Below are 17474 nucleotides of genomic sequence, written 5' to 3'. Positions count from 1 at the left end.
CGCGCGATGGGGGGGCAATGATCTCCGACCGTTCTCGCGTGACCCGACGGACAACCGCTCAGCGCAGGCGCTCGAGCATCCCGCGATGGCCGATCAGGCGCGCCCATCGGGTGCCGATGTCGAGCCAGCACACATAGGCCGCCTCGCCGGCCACCTGCCACATCGCAGCCGGCCGCCAGGACCAGCGGGGCTCCGCGGCGCACAGTTCCCAGTCGAAGCCGAGTTCGCGGGCGAACAGCGCGCAGCGTGCGAGGTGATAGCGGCTGCTGAGCAGAGTCACGTGATGCGGCCCTTCCCCGGGCAGCACGTCCGCCAACAGGCGGCGGGCATTGCGCAGGTTCTGCCACGTGTCGCGCGAACGGTCCTCCAGGACGAGCGGTGCGTCCTCGGCGACACCGAGGCCGAACAGCGCCTCGCGGGCGAGTTCCGCCTCGGTGCGGGCGCCCAGCGGGCCGCCGCCCAGCAACAGCAGGCTGCGCGGCGGACGCGCAGCCCACAGCGTGGCGGCGCGGGCCAGCCGGGCCTGGAAATCCGCATCCGGCACGCCGGCCGGTGCGTGCTTGCCGAACACCAGCACGCAATCGCCGCGGACCGGCGCGCACGGCGCGTTGCGGGCGACCCGCAGCACGTGCACCACGTAGCCGGCGTAGACCAGCCCGAAACTCAGCACGCAGGCCGTCACCGCCACCGTCAGCGAATGCCAGGCGTGGCGATCGTTCAGCATTCCGAGGTGATGGCGCAGGCGGGTGTGGGGCATGGCGCAGGCCGGCGGCGCCGGCGATTCCACTGGGGTTTGCCCGAAGTCTAGCCTCACGGAGCGCTCGCTATACTTCCGGGCTCTCCGCTCCGGACCAGCCTGTGCCTCCATCGCAGTCGTTTTCCCCGATGCCGGCCATTGCGGTTCGCGCGTACACCGCGACCACCGCCCTCGGCCGCGGCAATGCCGCGCAGCTCGATGCGCTGCGCACGCGCCGCGGCGGCCTGCGCCGCAACGATTTCGGCGCCACGCCGCTGCCGACCTGGATCGGTCGCGTCGACGGTCTCGAGGATGCGGCCCTGCCGTCGGCGCTGTCGCGCTGGGAGTGCCGCAACAACCGCCTCGCCTGGCTGGCGCTGCAGCAGGACGGCGTGCAGGAGGCGCTGCAGATCGCGATCGCGACGCACGGCGCCGACCGCATCGCGGTCGTCATCGGCACCTCGACCTCGAGCATCGGCGCGACCGAGGACGCGTACGCACGCACGGTGACCGAGGCCGACGGCAGCGTCCGCTTCCCCGACGATCTCGCCCGTCCCATCGTGCACACCCCGCATTCGCTCGGCGATTTCGTCCAGCACGCGACCGGTCTGCGCGGCCCCTGCATCACAGTCGCGACGGCCTGCTCCTCCAGCACCAAGGTGTTCGCGCAGGCGGCGCGCATGCTGCATGCCGGCCTCGTCGACGCCGCGCTGGTCGGCGGTGTCGACACGCTGTGCGGCAGCGTGCTGTTCGGCTTCAACGCGCTCGGCGTCGTGTCGACGGAGCCCTGCCGGCCCTTCGACGCGAACCGCGACGGTCTGTCGCTCGGCGAGGCCGGCGGCTTCGCGGTGCTGGAACGCGCCGCGCCCGGCGAGACCGGCCTGCAGCTGCGCGGCTACGGCGAATCCAGCGATGCGCACCACATGTCGGCGCCGCATCCCGAAGGCCTCGGCGCGACACTGGCGATGCGCGGCGCGCTCGGGCGCGGCGGCATCGACGCCGCGGCGGTCGGTTATCTCAGCCTGCACGGCACCTCGACGCCGGCCAACGATTCGGTCGAAGCGCGCGCGGTCGCGGAGCTGTTTCCCGACACGCTGCACGCCAGTTCGACCAAGGGCTGGACCGGCCACACGCTCGGCGCCGCGGGCATCGTCGAATCGGTGTTCGCACTGCTCGCGCTCGAGCACGGCACGCTGCCGGGCATCCTCAACAGTGCTGTCCGCGATCCCGCGTGCGGCCCGCAGATCCGCTTCGACAACGCCGAGCGCGACATCGCCTACGCGATGAACAACGCGTTCGGCTTCGGCGGCAACAACTGCACGCTGCTGTTCGGCAAGGCGGCGGAGGCCGGGGCATGAGCGTCCTGTCCGCCACCATCGCCGGCGTCGGCTTCTGGGCGCCCGGTCTGCCGGACTGGACCGCCGCGCGCGCGTTTGTCGCCGATGGCCGCCTGCCCGAGGGCGCGCCGGCCAAGCCGTCGCCGCAGCTGCTGGCACCGAACGAGCGCCGCCGCGCGCCGGGCTCGGTCGCGGTCGCGCTGGATGTCGCGCTGGCGGCCTGCAGCGCCGCCGGCCGCGACCCGAAGACGCTGCCGTCGGTCTTCGCCTCGACCCACGGCGATCTGGCGATCACCGATTACATGTGCGCGACGCTGGCGCAGGAGCCGACGGCGATCTCGCCGACCAAGTTCCACAATTCCGTGCACAACGCCGCCGCGGGGTACTGGACCATCGGCAACGGCTGCACCGAGGCGACGACCGCGATCAGCGCGCACGACGCGACGTTCGCCCAGGGCCTGGTCGAGGCGATGATGCAGCTCGACGCCGGCGCCGAGGCCGTGCTGCTGGTCGGCTACGACACCGAGTCGACCGGGCCGCTGGGCACGGTGACCCACAGCATCGGCCTGCTCGGCGGCGCACTGGTGCTGACGCGCGACGGCCCGGGCCCGCGCGTGCAGGGGCGTTTCCTCGACGGCAGCGATGTCGACCTGCCCGGCCCGCTCGGCGCGCGCAGCAGCGCGAACGCGATGGCGCAGATGCTGCCGCTGTTCGACGCGCTGGCCGCCGATGGTGACCGTGCGCTGCTGCGCGCCGGGCCGCACCGGCGGCTGGCGCTGGAGATCGCCCATGGCTGAGCCTGCCGCGCGGATGCGCGAGGTGCCGCTGCAGCAGCGCTGCCCGGCGCAGGCGACGGCGCTGTCGCCGCTGCATCGGGGCAACGTCGCGATCGTCATCCCCGCACTCAACGAAGCATTGCGGATCCGCGAGGTCGTCACCGGCGCGCTGGCGCACAGCGATCGCGTCATCGTCGTCGACGACGGCTCCGACGACGGCACGCCCGAGATCCTCGCATCGCTGCCGGTGACCGTGGTCCGCCATCCTCGGCGCCAGGGCAAGGGTGCAGCGCTGCGCAGCGGGTTCACCGAAGCGCTGCGCCACGGCGCCGCCGCCGTCGTGACGATGGACGGCGACGGCCAGCACCGCGCCAGCGACGTGCCACGCCTGATCGACGCCGCGAACCGCCATCCCAACTGCATCGTCAACGGCGCGCGGCTGCGCAAGCGCAGCACCCAGCCGTGGTACCGCCGCATCGGCAACGATTTCGGCGACTGGGGCATCGCATGGGCCTGCGGTTACCGGCTGGTCGACAGCCAGAGCGGCCAGCGGCTGTATCCCGCGTCGGTGCTGGCGATGGGCGACATCCCGGGCGAAGGCTTCGTGTTCGAGGCGCAGATCCTGATCTCGGCCGCTCGCCGCCTGGGCTGCGGCGTGGTCTCGGTGCCGGTCGAGTCGCGCTACCACTGCGCGGGCAGCGACGAGCAGTTCCGCAAGAGTCATTTCCGCCTGTTCCACGACCTGCGCCACATCACCCTGCACGTGGGCCGGCAGTTGCTGGCGCAGGGCCACCCGGTGCGCGAATATCGCAATGCGCGCCGCCGGCCGCCGGTCATCGACGATGTCGACGGCACGCTCGAACCGGCATCCGCCACGCGCCATCTGCAAGGGACGGGTTGACCATGCATGCCAGCCACGACACACGGACCGACGTCGCGATCCTCGGCGGCGGACTCGCCGGACTGACGCTCGCCCTGCAGCTGCGCCAGCGCGAGCCGGACTGCGCGATCACCGTCATCGAGCGGCGCGCGCATCCGGTCCGCGAAGCGGCGCACAAGGTCGGCGAATCGACGGTCGAGATCGGCGCCTATTACCTGGCGAAGACGCTGGGTCTGGAAGCGCATCTGGAAACCGAGCAGATCCGCAAGTTCGGCTTCCGCTTCTTCTTTTCCGACCGCAGCGACGCGGTCGACCAGTGCACCGAGCTCGGCGTCAGTCAGCTGTTGCCGACACCGTCGTGGCAGATCGACCGCGGCCGGTTCGAGAATTTCCTCGGCGAGCGGGCACGCGCGGCCGGCGTGCGCTTCGAGGATGGCGCGGTGGTGCGCACGCTGGACCTCGGCGGCGACGGCGACGACGACCACGTGGTCACCTTCGAACAGGCCGGTGAGACGCGCACGCTGCGCAGCCGCTGGCTGGTCGACGCCAGCGGCCGCGCCGGGCTGCTGAAGCGCAAGCTCGACCTCGCGGTCGCGAACGCCCACGACGCCAACGCGGTGTGGTGGCGCGTCGACGGCATCGTCGATCCCAACGACTGGTCGCAGGACGCCGCCTGGCTGCAGCGTTGCACGCCGCCCGACCGCTGGCGTTCGACCAACCACATGTGCGGCCCGGGCTACTGGTTCTGGCTGATCCCGCTGTCGTCGGGCGCGCATTCGCTGGGCATCGTCTGCGATGCGGCGATGCATCCGCTGGACACGATGAACACCCACGCCAAGGCGATGGACTGGCTGCGCACGCACCAGCCGCAGGTCGCCGCGACGCTCGACCGCAGCGAGCACACGCTGCAGGACTTCCTGTTCCTGCGCCACTTCTCCTACGGCTGCAAGCAGGTGTTCTCGCGCGAACGCTGGGCGCTGACCGGCGAAGCGGGCCTGTTCCTCGATCCGTTCTATTCGCCGGGCACTGATTTCATCGCGATCTCCAACACCTACATCTGCGACCTCATCGGCAAGGATCGCGCCGGTGCCGATTTCCGGCCCTACGTGGCGCTGTACCAGCAGCTGTACTTCTCGTTCTACGAGAACACGCTGACCCTCTACCAGGACCAGTACCCGCTGTTCGGCGACGAGCAGGTGATGCCGGTCAAGGTGATCTGGGATTACACCTATTACTGGTCGCTGCTGGCGCCGCTGTTCTTCGCCGAGCGCCTGACGAGCATGCCGGTGCTCGGGCGCCTGCGCCCGATGTTCGCGACGGCGAGCGCGCTGAACCACGCGATGCAGGCGCTGCTGCGCGACTGGGGCCGGCGCAACGGCGATGCGGGCGTGCCGGGCGCCCGGCTGCTGGACCAGTCGGGCATCGACTGGTTCCGCGAAATGAACCGTGCGCTCAGCGACACGCTGGACGACGACGCCTTCATCGCCCGCATCGGCGACAACGTCGCGCGGATGCAGTGGCTGGCGACGGAGATCCTGCAGCACGCGCGCAGCGCGCATCCCGCGATCGACGCCTTCGGCCTGGATGCGTTGCTGGCCGGCGCCGATCCCCAGCGGCTCGCGTCGCTGTCGGGCACCTGGTACGCGGACGCCGCCTGACCTCGCCCCCCCCGCCTCGCGTTGGGAAGGTCGGTGCAACGACGCGACACCTCCCAACGCAACACGGCGCCCGAAGGCGCCGCGTGTAATCGACATGCGAGTGCGAGAACACGCGTTCGCTCGCGTGCAACGCGCCCGTCGCCTCAGGGGACCGACGGCTCCGGCGGCAGCACCGGCGGGGTCTGCGGCGCGTCCATCGGCGGCGGATTCGCCACCCAGATCGCGATGCCGTTGGCGTACTTCTGCCGCGGGCTGATGTCGACGCCGACGCCGGCCGACGAGAACGAACGCCCGCCGCCGCGACCCAGGCCGCCGCCGACGCTGACGCCACCGCCGCCATAGGCGTCGGCAGTGCCCTGGAACAGCACGCCGTTCGCACCGAGCTTGGCGGCTTCGGTGCGCAGCTTCTGCAGCACCGAGTCGGTCTTGTTCTGCTCGCCGTAGGTGAATGCGCCGCTGCTGGTGTTGAGCAGCGCGATCTCCTCGTATTGTCCGGGCGGCGGCCCGTGGTAGATGCGCACCTGCGCCGGGTCGATCGGCGCGCGCGGCGTGCCGGTCAGGACGTGGGAACTGGCGCAACCGACGACGATCGGCGCGAGAAGCAGCAGGAAAAGCAGGCGGACGGCGCGCATGACGGGTTCCTCGGCGGATGGGCGGACAGCGTCGCGATCATCGCGCCGGACGTCTGAAGCGGGTGTGCACGCCGCCGGTTCAGCCGCCGTCGGCTCCTGGCGCCATCGACCTGGAACCGCAGCCGGTGCGCAGTGCGCGTGGTCAGCCCATGCCGCCGTTGATACCGATGACCTGGCCGTTGATGTAACCGGCCGGCTCCGAACACAGGAAGCCGACCAGTGCGGCGACTTCGTCCGGCGTGCCGGCCCGCGCGGCCGGTACGATCTGCTTGATCATCGCCTCGGGAAACGCCTCGTCGGCCATGCTGCCGGCGATCACGCCCGGCGCGACGACGTTGACGCTGATGCCGCGACTGGCCATCTCGCGCGCCAGCGACTTCGACGCGCCATGCAGCCCGGCCTTGGCCGCGGCGTAGTTCGCCTGGCCGCGGTTGCCGGTGACCGCGGCGACCGAGGACACGCTGACGATGCGGCCCCAGCGCTTGCGCGCCATCGGCAGCAGCAGCGGCTGGGTCACGTGGAAGAAGCCGTGCAGCGAGACGTCGACGACGCGCTTCCACTGCGCATCGGACATGCCGGCCATCGGCGCATCGTCGTGGATGCCGGCGTTGTTGACGACGACCTGGATCGCGCCGCCCTCGAGCAGGACGTCGATCGCCGCACGCGTCGCGTCGCCGTCGGCGACGTCGAACGCGACCGCCTCGGCACTGCCGCCGGCAGCGACGATGTCGGCGACGACGTGTTCGGCGCGTTGCAGGTTGCCGTTCGCATGCACGATCACATGCAGGCCGTCGGCAGCGAGACGCCGGCAGATCGCGCCGCCGATGTCGCCACTGCCGCCGGTCACGAGGGCGCGCCGCGTGGGCATGCTGGAGTCGGAAGTCGTCATGCGGGAATTGTAGCGGGCCGATGGCGCGGGTCGTCGTGCGCGCTGGCGGCGTTGCCGCGAAACAGTTGCGACTGTCTCTTGTAGGAGCGGCAACAGGTCGGACGCGACTGCGCCGCTACGGCGCGCCCTGCGCCGCGCCCAGCATCACCGCCGCGCGGCCTTCGGCGAGCAGCACGCCATCGCACTCGATGCGGAATGCGTACTGCTGGCTGTCGGCGGACTCGATCAGCACCTCGGCCGTGCAGACGAGATCGCCGGTCAGCGCGTCGAGCCTGTCGACATGCAGCTGCACGCCGCGCAGGGCGACCAGCATGCCCGTGCGCGGTGAGGCGCCGGTGTCGCGCGCGCGCAGGCCGCCGTGCACCGCCATCGCCTGGGCGCCGTACTCGCACAGGTGCAGCGCCCGCAGCCGGCCGTCGCTGCGCAGGGGATGGGCGGCGTCGCGATGGGTGGTGCTGCGCAGCTGCACGCGCTGCGCGTCCCAGTCGACGACCGCGTCCCACAGGCACATCGCGTCCTGGTGCGGGATCATCGCCATCAGCGCGGCCCGATCGATGGCGACAGCGTCCTGCGCGCTCATGCACCGATGCCCGGCTCGGCGCGCGCGGCGTCGATCGCCGCACGATGGCGGGCGACGAGCAGCGACAGCACGAAATTGCAGACCACGCCGAGCGCGACGGTGGTGCCGATCGCGCGCAGCACCGGAATCGACGACCACGCCAGCAGGCTGAACACCAGCAGCGTCATCAGGCTGCAGACCAGCACCGCATGCAGCGTGCGGATCTGGTCGGCGCGATCGTCGCCGGCGTGTTCGAAGAACAGCGCGTAGTCCAGGCCGAGACCGGCGGCGAGGATCATCGCGACCAGGTGGAACAGCGTCAGCTCGACGCCGCACAGCCGCAGCACCGCGACGATCACCAGCAGCGTCAGCAGTGTCGGCAGCAGGACGCGCCAGGCCCGCGACGGCGAACGCAGCGCGAGCCACACTGAGCCGACCAGCAGCACCAGCGCCGCCGCCATCGCCCACAGCACGCGGCCGCGGTATTCGGCGACCAGCGATTCGGACGCGTCCTTCATGTCGAGCAGGCGCACGTCGACCTGCGGCGTGCGCGCCGCGTCGGCGAGCGCGGCGACATCGGCCGGGTCGTCGAGCCCGCTGAGCGAGACCAGTGCGGTCGCGCCGTCGTCGTGCACCAGCAGCAGTCCCGACACCGCCGACGCCAGCGGCGTGCCGGCCAGCGACTCGCGGGTCAACAGCGGCGCAGTGCGTGCGGTCTCGACATCGTCGGCGAACGGCTCGAACGCATCGGCGTTGAACGCCGAGTCGGCTAGCACGGCGTCGAGCGTGCGCCGCAGGGTCGGCGCGTCCGGCAGCGCGGCCTGGCGCGCCCGCTGCACGTCGGCGGCGGGCAGATAGCGCGCGGCCATGTCGTAGCCGTCGAGCTCGCCGGACGCGACCAGCGCGTCGAGTTGCGGACGCAACGCCGATGTCGAGGCCAGCGCCGCGTCGGCATCCGCGGCCTGCGCGACCAGCACGTAGCGCACGTCGGGCGCACCGAGCTCCGCGCGCAGCGCCGTGTCGCGCGCCATCGCGTTGTCGGGCACCGGCGTCAGTTTCGACAGGTCGTTCTGCCAGAACGCGCCCGGGCTCAGCACGATCGCCGCGAGCGCCGCCGCGGCGAGGACGGCCAGCGACCACGTCGGCCGGGGCAAGGCTTCGATGCGCTGCCACAGCCGCTGCAGGCGCGGCGAGGTCGCGAGATCGCGCGGCGCCGGATCGATCAGGGCCGGCAACAGGAAGCGGGTCGACAGCGCCGCGACGCCGAGCGCGAAGATCGTGAACACCGACAGCTGGCGCAGCCCGTCGACGCCGGAGAACAGGAACGTCGCATAGGCGATGCAGGTCGCGACGACGCCGGTCGACAGCGCCGGCCACAGCTTGCGCACGTTCTGCCATGGCGACAGGCCGGCGCGCTGGTGGCTGAAGAAGTGGATCGGGTAATCCTGCACCACGCCGATCAGGGTGAAGCCGAACGCGATGGTGATGCCGTGCACGCCGTCGGGAAACAGCAGCGCGACCGCACCGAGGCCGGCGACGCCGGCGCTGGCCAGCGGCAGCACGCCGAACAGCGGAATCTTCCAGCTGCGATACGCGACGAGCAGCAGCAGCACCAGCCCGATCGTGTCGACGAGGCCGATCGTCTGCGCCTCGCGCTGGGTCCGCCCGCCGATCTCGACCGAGAACGCACCCGGGCCGGTCATCTCCAGCGCCGCCGTGCTGTCGCCGCGCACGGTCTCGAAGGCGGCCTGGATCGCGGTGACGGCGTCGAACTGGCCGGTCGGATCGAAGCCGGCCGCGCGCGTTTCCACCAGCAGCAGGGCCTGCGTGCCGGCGCGGTCGAACCACACGTCGAACAGGCGCTGCGGCGCCGCGGCGGGCGCCCAGTACTCGGCGAGGGTCAGCGTCTCGAGCGTCGGATCCGACGGCAGCAGCGGCTCGACGAGCCCGGCCGCGGGCGAGCCGAGATCCTGCACGCGCGCCTCCAGTTCCGCGCGCAGGTAGTCCGCGTCCAGCGGCTGGGTGTCGAGCGTCGGCGACAGCAGGTAGCGGTATGGCAGCAGCGCCGGCGGAAACGACTCGAGGCCGGCATCGGCGCCGTTGGCGACGACGGTGAAGCGCGGATCGTCAGCCAGTGCCGCGCGCAGGGCGTCGGACTGCGTGGCCAGGGTCTCGGGCGTATCGCCCGACAGCGCCACCAGCAGCAGCCGCGACCCCGGCCCTTCGCCGAGCTCGTCGATCAGCAGTTTCTGTTCCGGGGTGCGCGCATCGGGCAGGAACTTGCGCAGGTCGCCGCTGAATTCCAGGTGCCGCGAGGTCAGCCAGCCGGCCAGCAGCACGGCCAGCAACCAGGTCACCGCGAGCGCGAGGCGCATCGCGGGACGCAGCGACGCGCCCCCTGCCATCAGCGGACGCGCTCCCGGCACAGGCGCAGCGCATCGTCGAGTGTCTCGACGGCACCGGCGGCGGCGGCCGCGCTGCCGAGCAGGGTCGGTTGCGCGTCGCCCTTGACGGGCTGGGTCTCGATGCAGCGCAGCTCGTCGCCGCGACCGCGCAGCACGACCGCGGTCAGCCGCGACGCACTGCGCGCGTCCTTCGGCGTCATCGTCAGCATCCAGTCGTCGGCGGCGCCGGCCGCGTCCAGCGTGTAGTGGCGTTCGAGCAATGCGCGGTCCCCCGACAGCAGCGCGCCGAAGCTGCCCTGCAGCGCGGCGAGTTCCGGCACCCGCGACAGCGAGAACGTGCGCGCGGCGCGGCCTTCGCGCGCCAGTGTCGCCTCGCCGTCGCGGATCGTCGTCGTCTCCACGTACGGCGAGCGCACATCGCGCACCAGGGTGTCGGCGTCGGGGCGGCGGTACTCGCCGGCCAGGCGCATCGGCCGCTTCAGCATCGACGACTCGCGCAGCTCGACGAACGGCGTCGCCATCGGCGGCGGGCGCGTCAGCCGCTGCAGGATGCCGGCCGCGTCGATCGCCGTCGTCGCACGCTCAGTCGCCGGCGTCGCGGCCCACGTCGGCGCCGCCAGGCAGCCGGTCAGCAGCAGGCCGTGCAGGCATGCTCGCAGCGCCCGGAAGATCGCCGCCGGGCGCGGGGTCGGGTGTCCAGAAGTCATAGAAATTGAACCAGTTGTAGGGCGCGGATCGCGCATGATGTTCCAGTCGCGCGGCGTAACGGGCGATGAGTGCGTCGACCCCGGCCCGGCGCTGGCCGCGCGGCAGTGCGATGGCATCGCTGAACGGCTCGAACAGCAGGTCGTAGCGGTTGCCGCCGCGGTACAGGCCGAAGGCCAGCATCACCGGCACCTTCAGCACCGACGCGAGCTGCCACGGCGCGGTCGGGAACGGCGCCGGCGCGCCGAGGAAGGGCACGCTGGTCGTCGCGCCGCCGTCCTGCGCGCGGTCGACCAGTAGCGCGACCATCGCGCCGGTATCGAGCGCGTCCTTGATCGCCAGCGCGACCGACGGGCCGTCCTGGCCGGCATCGATGACGGTCGCCGCGAGCTCGGGGCTGATCGCTTCCAGCAGTTCGGTCAGGGCCTTGCCGTGGGCGCGGTCGAGCACCACCCGGATCGCGTAGTTCGGCCGTTGCTGCGACAGCACCCGCAGCACTTCGAAACTGCCCAGGTGCGAGCCGAACAGCAGCACGCCCTTGCCGGCGTCCAGGTGGCCGTGCAGCGCATCGAGCCCCTGGGTGCGGACCGCGTAGCGGCGCGTGTTCTCGGTCAGCAGAAACAGCCGGTCGAGGATCGTCGCGGCGAAGGTGTGAACGTGCCGCCAGACATCGCGCCACGTCGCCGGGCGGCCCAGCACGCGCTGGAGATAGGCGCGCGAATCGCGGCGCTCGTCGCCCCGGCGCAGCATGAAATACAGCGTCACCGGATACAGCAGCGCGCGCGCGACCGCGCGGCCGCACAGCCGGGTCACACCGATCATCAGCAGCAACGCGAGCCGCCCGCCGCCTTCGCGGCGGTGCTTCCACTGCGGCTTCATGCCGCGGGCGACGCCGGTGGCGCGACGATCTCGCCGCTCGCGAGCAGCGCACCGTCGGCGCTGACACGGAACCGCCAGCGGCGGGCGTCGGCGGCGGGCATCGCGTCCAGGGCGATCGACGCGAACGTGCCGGGAAGCAGCGGCTGCACGAACTTGACCTGCGGAAACCGCAGCGCGCCGAGCGCGCCGTGTTCGGCCTCGAGCGCGGCCACCACGCGGTCCAGGATCACCACGCCGGGCACCACTGGCCGGCCCGGAAAATGGCCCGGCAGGCAGGGATGGTCCGCGTCGATCGAGAAGCCCGACACCTCAGCGCCCGGCCAGCATCGCGGCGACGGCATCGTGGGCCTGGCGTGCGATGGTCTGGCGGCCGGCAGCGCCGACGCAGCCGGTGGTCGACAGCGGCTTGCCGATCGTGGCGCGCATCGGGCCGCGGCGCGCACAGAAGAAGCCGACGGCCGGCAGCACGTCGCCGGTGCCGTGGATCGCGATCGGCAGCACCTCGACGCCCGCGTCGATCGCGGCCTGGAACGAACCCGACTTGAACTCGGCCAGGCGCCCGTCGCGGGCCCGGGTGCCCTCGGGGAACAGGCACAGCATCTGCCCTGCCTGCAGCACGCCGGCGGCCTGGCGCCGCAGCAGCGGCCCGGAGCGGCGGTCGTCGCGGGTGATGAACAGCATGCCGGTCGCCTGCGCATACCAGTTCACGAACGGCACCCGGCGCATTTCGTCCTTCAGCAGGAAGCGCAGCGGCACCGGCACGGCGCGGAACACCACGCAGATGTCGAGGATCGACTGGTGGTTGGCGACGACCAGGTAGGGCCGCGACCAGTCGATCGCCTCGGCGCCGTCGACGGTCAGGCCACCGGCGGCATCGAGCAGCAGCGGCGCCCAGCACGCGCGCGCCATGCGCAGCGCCAGATCGGGACGGCCGGTGACCAGCTGCACGCACAGCGACACGCTGATCCAGCCCGCCGTCCAGAGCAGGGTGAACGCGAACTGCAACGCATTGAGCAGCGTGAGGAAGAAACCGGCGAGCGCCGGACCCCTGGCGTCTGCGTGGGCCTGTGGTTGTTCCATCTGGCGCCTAGGATAACGTTAGAAATACGTGAAACGCCGTTCCGGCGTCATCCGGTCGCGTCAGCGCAGCAGATCGCGCCAGAACGTGGGCCCGAGGCCCGCCAGCTTGCGCAGGAAATCGACGAACCCGGCGTAACGCCCGGGGAACCGGCGCTTGCGGACCATGAACTCGATGCCGAAGAAACCGCCGATCACGCCGTAGTTCAGCAGGTTGGCGAACAGCGACCACTGCTCGCGCGTGATCGGCCAGGGCGACCGCAGCCCCAGGCTCTCCAGCAAGCCGCCGGGACTGGCGATCATCGCCAGCAGCAGGTTCGCGCCGGCCATCGCCAGCAGCACCGCGGCCCAGACCGCGGTCAGGGTGCGGGTGTAGCGCCGCAGATCCGGCGCCAGCGCCTCGGGCGAGCCCACGCCTTCGATGCCGGTGACGATGCGGGTGATCAGCGGCTCGACGCCCGGCCGCAGCGTGCGCGCAAAGATCCACGCGATCGCGACGACGAACACCACCGGCACCAGCAGCAGCGGCAGCGCCGCGTGTCCGGCCGCGTACAGCGCCCACGCGCCCCACAGCGAAAGCGGCAGCGCGATCCAGGCCCAGGGCCGACGGGCGAGCAGCGGCTCCACCAGCAGCATCGCGACCAGCACCAGCAACGCGGCCAGCGCGTACCCGTCGTGCTGCCACAGGCTGGCCAGGTGCGCCAGCGCCGCATAGGCCAGCGCGAAGACTGCTTGCAGCAGCAGGATCAAGTGGTGCGGTTCTGCTCGACGTGGGCCGACAACGCCCGCAGCGAGGCGAAGATCTGGCGGTTCTCGTCGTTGTCCGAGCGCAGCTGGAAGCCGTACTGCTTGCTGATCGCCAGCGCCAGTTCCAGCGCGTCGATCGAATCCAGTCCCAGCCCGGCATTGAACAGCGGCGCTTCGGGATCGATGTCGGCGGGCTGCACGTCCTCGAGATTCAGGCTGTCGACCAGCAACTGGGCCAGATCGCGCTCGGCATCGGTTTGTACGGACATGAACGTGTTCCACGAGGGCTTGGCAGGGGGTGCCACGATCCGGCATCGGCTGCGCCGACGCAAGCTGCAGCACGCGCCGCACGGCGCAGGCGCCCGCCGGGGTTCCGCTATCATGCGCGCCTGCCCGCAGACCCGTCCCCGCCAGACCGCCCGACCGGATGAGCCGCACCACGCCCGCGCCCGCCCCTGCCGCCCCGCCCTCCGCGGCGGCCACGCCCGTGGAGGTCGACGTCGTGGTGATCGGCGGCGGCCCGGCCGGCAGCGCCGCGGCGACGCTGCTCGCCCGCGCCGGCCACCGCGTGACGCTGCTGGAAAAGGACGCGCACCCGCGTTTCCACATCGGCGAATCGCTGCTGCCGATGAACATGCCGCTGCTCGACGAGCTGGGCGTGCTGGAACAGGTCCGCGCGATCGGCGTGCACAAGGCCGGCGCCGATTTTCCGATGCCCGGCGCCGCCGGCGGCCACCACGTATTCCATTTCACCCGGGCGCTGGCGCCGCAGAGCGACTACGCCGTGCACGTGCGCCGCGACCAGTTCGACCAGTTGCTGTTCACCCATGCGCGCGACGCCGGCGTCGAGACCCGCGAGCGCACGCGCGTCACCGCGGTGCGTTTCGGCGACGACGGCCGGCCGGCGCTGGTCGAGGCACGCGCCGACGACGGCGGCACGCTGCACTACCGGCCGCGTTACGTGCTCGACGCCAGCGGCCGCGACACCTTCCTCGCCTCGTCACTGAAGCTCAAGCAGCGCGACCCGCGGCACCAGTCGGCGGCGTTGTTCAGCCATTTCCGCGGCGTCGCTCGGCAGCCCGGCGTCGACGCCGGCAACATCACGATCGCGCGGTTCGCGCATGGCTGGTTCTGGCTGATCCCGCTGCCGGACGACGTGATGAGCGTCGGCGCGGTCTGCCTGCCCGAGTACCTGAAGCAGCGCCACACCGGCGCCACGCCGCGCGACAACGAGGCGCTGCTGCTCGATGCGCTGGCCTCGTCGCCCGCCGTGCACGCGCGCATGCAGGGCGCGACGCGCATCGCGCCGGTGCACGCGACCGGCAATTATTCCTACCGCTCGCGGCGCATGGCCGGGCCGGGCTGGATGCTGATCGGCGATGCCTACACCTTCGTCGATCCGATCTTCTCGTCCGGCGTGTTCCTGGCGATGGACAGCGCGCGCCAGGCCGCGGCCCTCGTCGATGCGAGCCTGCGTACGCCGGCGCGCGAAGCCGCGCTGCAGCGCGCCATGCAGACGCGCCTGCGTCGTGGCCTGCGCCACTTCACCTGGTTCATCCACCGCTTCAACACGCCGGTGATGCAGCGCCTGTTCGCGGATCCGCGCAACGACCTGCAGATCGAACAGGCGGTGATCTCGATGCTGGCCGGCGACGTGTTCGACAATCCGTCCGTGCGCTGGCGGCTGTACGTGTTCCGCATGATCTATGCGCTCAACGCGCTCGCGATCGCGCCCGAGGCCTGGCGCGGCTGGCGCCGGCGCCGCCGGCAACCCGGCGTCGGATTCTCCGGCGACACCCTGCACGGAGAGACGCCATGAGCCGCCCGCTTCCCGTTCCACCCGCCCCGGGCCGCCAGCAGCTGCGCGTCGAATACGTCGACGCCGCACCGGCGACGCTGCTCGCGCGCGACGACGTGCTCGCGCTGTTCGGCTTCGGCCGCGAGGCACCCGCGCTCGACGATCCGCGCTATCTGCGCGTGCCGCTGCAGCCGCACGGCCCGGCGCCGCTCGAGGTCTGGCATGCGCGGGCGCCGGTCAGCGCGGGACGTGACGGCGAGATCGCCTGGTCCTGCGACGGCGAGCTGCTGTTCGGCGCGATCGAAGTCGACGAGCCCGCGGGCCACACCGGCGAGGGCGACCACAGCGGCATCCTGCTCGCCGCCGAACACGCCTACCGGGCGCTGACCCGCTTCATCGGCGACAGCGACTACCCGCACCTGCTGCGGATCTGGAACTACCTCGACGCGATCACGCTCGGCGACGGCGACACCGAACGCTACCGCCAGTTCTGCGTCGGCCGCGCGCGCGGGCTCGGCAGCTTCGACCCTTCAAACCTCCCGGCCGCGACCGCGATCGGCCGTTGCGACGATGCGCGCACCATCCAGATCTACTGGCTGGCCGCGCGTGCGCCCGGCACGCCGGTCGAGAATCCGCGCCAGGTCAGCGCCTACCGCTACCCGCGCGAGTACGGCCCGCAGGCGCCGAGTTTCGCGCGCGCCATGCTGCCGCCCGACGGCAGCGCGATGCCGCTGATGCTGTCGGGCACCGCCAGCGTCGTCGGCCACGCCTCGCAGCACGACGGCGAACTGCTGGCGCAGCTCGACGAGACCTTCGCCAACTTCGATGCGCTGATCGCGTCCGCGCGCCAGCGCCAGCCCGGCCTGCCGCCGGACTTCGGGCCCGGCTCGCGGCTCAAGGTCTACGTGCGCGACGCCGACGACCTGCCGATCGTCGCCGAGGCGCTCGACGCGCGGTTCGGCGATCGCGTGCCCCGCGTCGTGCTGCATGCGGCGATCTGCCGGCGCGAGCTGGCGCTGGAGATCGACGGCGTCCACGGCGCCGAGTAAGGCGTGCCGTGGGCGCGGCCGTCCGGCGTCGCGGCTGATCGCCGGCGCGCCTTGCGCGCGGGCCGCGACAAGGCGCACGTCCCTCGCGCCGAGCACGCGCCCACAGGGGCGATGCGTGGTGAATGCGTCGACGCGCGCCGCGACCCGGCGTCGCAGGCCGCCGCCCGGGCCGCACGCGTAGAATCCGCGCATGACCCGACTCGATACCCGGATGCGGCGGATGCGCCGCGACGACTTCTCGCGCCGCCTGATGCGCGAGTCCACGCTGACCGCCGACGACCTGATCTATCCGGTCTTCGTCCACGAGGCCGAGGGCCGCGCCGCGGTGCCGTCGATGCCGGGCGTGGAGCGCGTCTCCATCGACGCGCTGCTGCGCATCGGCGAGCGTGCGAGCGAGCTGCGCATTCCGGCGCTGGCGCTGTTCCCGGTGACCGCCCCCGAGGCGAAGTCGCTCGACGCGGCCGCCGCGTGGGACGACGACGGCCTGTGCCAGCGCGCGATCCGCGCCCTCAAGTCGCGCTTTCCCGAACTTGGCGTCATCACCGACATCGCCCTCGACCCCTACACCGCGCACGGCCAGGACGGCCTCACCGACGACAGCGGCTATGTCGTCAACGACCTCACCGTCGACGCGCTGGTACGCCAGGCGTTGAGCCACGCGCGCGCCGGCGCCGACATCGTCGCGCCCAGCGACATGATGGACGGCCGCATCGGCGCGATCCGCGCCGCGCTCGAGGACGCCGGCCACATCCACGTGCGCATCCTCAGCTACGCGGCGAAGTACGCCAGCGCGTTCTACGGCCCGTTCCGCGATGCGGTGGGCTCGTCGTCGGCGCTGGGCAAGGCCGACAAGTCGACCTACCAGATGGACCCGGGCAACAGCGACGAGGCGATGCGCGAGATCGCGCAGGATCTCGACGAAGGCGCCGACATGGTCATGGTCAAGCCGGGCATGCCATATCTCGACATCGTCCGCCGCGCCAAGGACGAGTTCGGCGTGCCGGTGTTCGCCTACCAGGTCAGCGGCGAGTACGCGATGCTCAAGGCGGCCGCCGCCAACGGCTGGCTCGACGAGCGCAAGTGCGCGCTCGAGGCGCTGCTCGGCTTCAAGCGCGCGGGCGCCGATGGCGTGCTGACCTACTTCGCGCTCGACGCGGCGCAATGGCTGCGCGAACGCGGCGGAGCATGACCGCAGTGGCCGCGTTGCGATCGCCGCGGCGCGGTGACGGCGCTGGACCTGCGGTGCGGGCGGCCTGACCCGCGAACCATGCGCTGGGGGCTACAGGCGCGTGGCGCGCGATACCCGATCGCGGCGCGCGTCCCGGCGTGGGCCGGTGCGTCGGCACG

At 71.9% G+C, this 17474-nt stretch carries 18 protein-coding genes; 7 read left to right on the top strand and 11 right to left on the bottom strand.

Annotation, left to right across the window (positions count from 1 at the left end):
• Positions 1-58: 58 nt before the first annotated feature.
• Positions 59-757, bottom strand: a complete 699-nt coding sequence (locus CJ022_RS14620) for a YdcF family protein (RefSeq protein WP_158238435.1) — start codon at positions 755-757, stop codon at positions 59-61.
• A 128-nt stretch (positions 758-885) separates the two neighbouring features.
• Between CJ022_RS14620 and CJ022_RS14615 the strand changes: the two genes are divergently transcribed.
• The 4 genes from CJ022_RS14615 to CJ022_RS14600 are packed head-to-tail and all read left to right on the top strand — an operon-like array spanning position 886 to position 5387.
• The gene (locus CJ022_RS14615) at positions 886-2094 is read left to right on the top strand and encodes a beta-ketoacyl-[acyl-carrier-protein] synthase family protein (RefSeq protein ID WP_101927348.1); all 1209 of its coding nucleotides are present in this window, start codon (positions 886-888) and stop codon (positions 2092-2094) included.
• Positions 2091-2870, top strand: a complete 780-nt coding sequence (locus tag CJ022_RS14610; RefSeq protein ID WP_101927347.1) for a beta-ketoacyl synthase chain length factor — start codon at positions 2091-2093, stop codon at positions 2868-2870. Before CJ022_RS14615 ends, CJ022_RS14610 begins: the two co-directional genes overlap by 4 nt.
• Before the next feature lie 13 nt (positions 2871-2883).
• A complete protein-coding gene (locus tag CJ022_RS14605) occupies positions 2884-3750 on the top strand; it encodes a glycosyltransferase family 2 protein (protein WP_101927346.1) in 867 nt (288 codons plus the stop codon).
• A 2-nt stretch (positions 3751-3752) separates the two neighbouring features.
• Entirely contained in the window at positions 3753-5387 is a 1635-nt protein-coding gene (locus tag CJ022_RS14600) for an NAD(P)/FAD-dependent oxidoreductase (protein WP_101927345.1), read from the top strand.
• Positions 5388-5530: 143 nt separating this feature from the next.
• Here the strand turns inward: CJ022_RS14600 and CJ022_RS14595 are convergent, their stop codons facing one another.
• The 10 genes from CJ022_RS14595 to CJ022_RS14550 form a co-directional block, all read right to left on the bottom strand.
• Positions 5531-6019, bottom strand: coding sequence for a hypothetical protein (locus CJ022_RS14595; RefSeq protein ID WP_101927344.1), 489 nt, complete (start codon positions 6017-6019; stop codon positions 5531-5533).
• Between the two features lie 142 nt (positions 6020-6161).
• On the bottom strand, positions 6162-6908 hold the full coding sequence (fabG, locus tag CJ022_RS14590; protein ID WP_101927343.1) for a 3-oxoacyl-ACP reductase FabG: 747 nt from the start codon (positions 6906-6908) through the stop codon (positions 6162-6164).
• 115 nt (positions 6909-7023) lie between these two features.
• Positions 7024-7488: a phosphotransferase gene (locus CJ022_RS14585; RefSeq protein ID WP_101927342.1), complete on the bottom strand. Its 465-nt coding sequence runs from the start codon at positions 7486-7488 to the stop codon at positions 7024-7026.
• On the bottom strand, positions 7485-9872 hold the full coding sequence (locus CJ022_RS14580; protein WP_425490776.1) for an MMPL family transporter: 2388 nt from the start codon (positions 9870-9872) through the stop codon (positions 7485-7487). Before CJ022_RS14580 ends, CJ022_RS14585 begins: the two co-directional genes overlap by 4 nt.
• Positions 9872-10531, bottom strand: coding sequence for a LolA-related protein (locus tag CJ022_RS14575; protein ID WP_425490784.1), 660 nt, complete (start codon positions 10529-10531; stop codon positions 9872-9874). Before CJ022_RS14575 ends, CJ022_RS14580 begins: the two co-directional genes overlap by 1 nt.
• On the bottom strand, positions 10455-11456 hold the full coding sequence (locus tag CJ022_RS14570; RefSeq protein WP_101927341.1) for an LpxL/LpxP family acyltransferase: 1002 nt from the start codon (positions 11454-11456) through the stop codon (positions 10455-10457). Before CJ022_RS14570 ends, CJ022_RS14575 begins: the two co-directional genes overlap by 77 nt.
• The gene (locus tag CJ022_RS14565) at positions 11453-11764 is read right to left on the bottom strand and encodes a hypothetical protein (protein ID WP_233198818.1); all 312 of its coding nucleotides are present in this window, start codon (positions 11762-11764) and stop codon (positions 11453-11455) included. Before CJ022_RS14565 ends, CJ022_RS14570 begins: the two co-directional genes overlap by 4 nt.
• 1 nt (position 11765) lies before the next feature.
• The gene (locus CJ022_RS14560) at positions 11766-12536 is read right to left on the bottom strand and encodes a lysophospholipid acyltransferase family protein (RefSeq protein WP_101927339.1); all 771 of its coding nucleotides are present in this window, start codon (positions 12534-12536) and stop codon (positions 11766-11768) included.
• Between the two features lie 60 nt (positions 12537-12596).
• The gene (locus CJ022_RS14555; protein ID WP_233198815.1) at positions 12597-13283 is read right to left on the bottom strand and encodes a COG4648 family protein; all 687 of its coding nucleotides are present in this window, start codon (positions 13281-13283) and stop codon (positions 12597-12599) included.
• Entirely contained in the window at positions 13280-13549 is a 270-nt protein-coding gene (locus CJ022_RS14550) for a phosphopantetheine-binding protein (RefSeq protein ID WP_101927338.1), read from the bottom strand. Before CJ022_RS14550 ends, CJ022_RS14555 begins: the two co-directional genes overlap by 4 nt.
• Before the next feature lie 158 nt (positions 13550-13707).
• Between CJ022_RS14550 and CJ022_RS14545 the strand changes: the two genes are divergently transcribed.
• The 3 genes from CJ022_RS14545 to hemB all read left to right on the top strand — a co-directional run bounded on the left by CJ022_RS14545 (position 13708) and on the right by hemB (position 17316).
• Complete coding sequence (locus CJ022_RS14545; protein ID WP_101927337.1) at positions 13708-15099, top strand: NAD(P)/FAD-dependent oxidoreductase; 1392 nt, start codon at positions 13708-13710, stop codon at positions 15097-15099.
• Positions 15096-16127 (top strand): chorismate transformation enzyme, FkbO/Hyg5 family, encoded by a 1032-nt coding sequence (locus CJ022_RS14540; RefSeq protein WP_101927336.1) that lies wholly within the window; start codon positions 15096-15098, stop codon positions 16125-16127. Before CJ022_RS14545 ends, CJ022_RS14540 begins: the two co-directional genes overlap by 4 nt.
• Positions 16128-16317: 190 nt before the next feature.
• Positions 16318-17316, top strand: a complete 999-nt coding sequence (gene hemB / locus CJ022_RS14535) for a porphobilinogen synthase (protein ID WP_101927335.1) — start codon at positions 16318-16320, stop codon at positions 17314-17316.
• Positions 17317-17474 lie beyond the last annotated feature (158 nt).

The sequence above is a fragment of the Luteimonas rhizosphaerae genome (assembly GCF_002849595.1).
In the GTDB taxonomy this organism is placed as follows: domain Bacteria; phylum Pseudomonadota; class Gammaproteobacteria; order Xanthomonadales; family Xanthomonadaceae; genus Luteimonas; species Luteimonas cellulosilyticus.
Note: the sequence above shows the minus strand (reverse complement) of the source record. Positions and strands in the feature narration are given on the sequence as shown.

Bases quoted from the DNA above. Each gene is read 5' to 3' on its own strand.
- CJ022_RS14620 (WP_158238435.1), bottom strand. From the start codon at position 757: ATGCCCCACACCCGCCTGCGCCATCACCTCGGAATGCTGAACGATCGC.
- CJ022_RS14615 (WP_101927348.1), top strand. From the start codon at position 886: ATGCCGGCCATTGCGGTTCGCGCGTACACCGCGACCACCGCCCTCGGC.
- CJ022_RS14610 (WP_101927347.1), top strand. From the start codon at position 2,091: ATGAGCGTCCTGTCCGCCACCATCGCCGGCGTCGGCTTCTGGGCGCCC.
- CJ022_RS14605 (WP_101927346.1), top strand. From the start codon at position 2,884: ATGCGCGAGGTGCCGCTGCAGCAGCGCTGCCCGGCGCAGGCGACGGCG.
- CJ022_RS14600 (WP_101927345.1), top strand. From the start codon at position 3,753: ATGCATGCCAGCCACGACACACGGACCGACGTCGCGATCCTCGGCGGC.
- CJ022_RS14595 (WP_101927344.1), bottom strand. From the start codon at position 6,019: ATGCGCGCCGTCCGCCTGCTTTTCCTGCTGCTTCTCGCGCCGATCGTC.
- fabG (WP_101927343.1), bottom strand. From the start codon at position 6,908: ATGACGACTTCCGACTCCAGCATGCCCACGCGGCGCGCCCTCGTGACC.
- CJ022_RS14585 (WP_101927342.1), bottom strand. From the start codon at position 7,488: ATGAGCGCGCAGGACGCTGTCGCCATCGATCGGGCCGCGCTGATGGCG.
- CJ022_RS14580 (WP_425490776.1), bottom strand. From the start codon at position 9,872: ATGGCAGGGGGCGCGTCGCTGCGTCCCGCGATGCGCCTCGCGCTCGCG.
- CJ022_RS14570 (WP_101927341.1), bottom strand. From the start codon at position 11,456: ATGAAGCCGCAGTGGAAGCACCGCCGCGAAGGCGGCGGGCGGCTCGCG.
- CJ022_RS14560 (WP_101927339.1), bottom strand. From the start codon at position 12,536: ATGGAACAACCACAGGCCCACGCAGACGCCAGGGGTCCGGCGCTCGCC.
- CJ022_RS14550 (WP_101927338.1), bottom strand. From the start codon at position 13,549: ATGTCCGTACAAACCGATGCCGAGCGCGATCTGGCCCAGTTGCTGGTC.
- CJ022_RS14545 (WP_101927337.1), top strand. From the start codon at position 13,708: ATGAGCCGCACCACGCCCGCGCCCGCCCCTGCCGCCCCGCCCTCCGCG.
- CJ022_RS14540 (WP_101927336.1), top strand. From the start codon at position 15,096: ATGAGCCGCCCGCTTCCCGTTCCACCCGCCCCGGGCCGCCAGCAGCTG.
- hemB (WP_101927335.1), top strand. From the start codon at position 16,318: ATGACCCGACTCGATACCCGGATGCGGCGGATGCGCCGCGACGACTTC.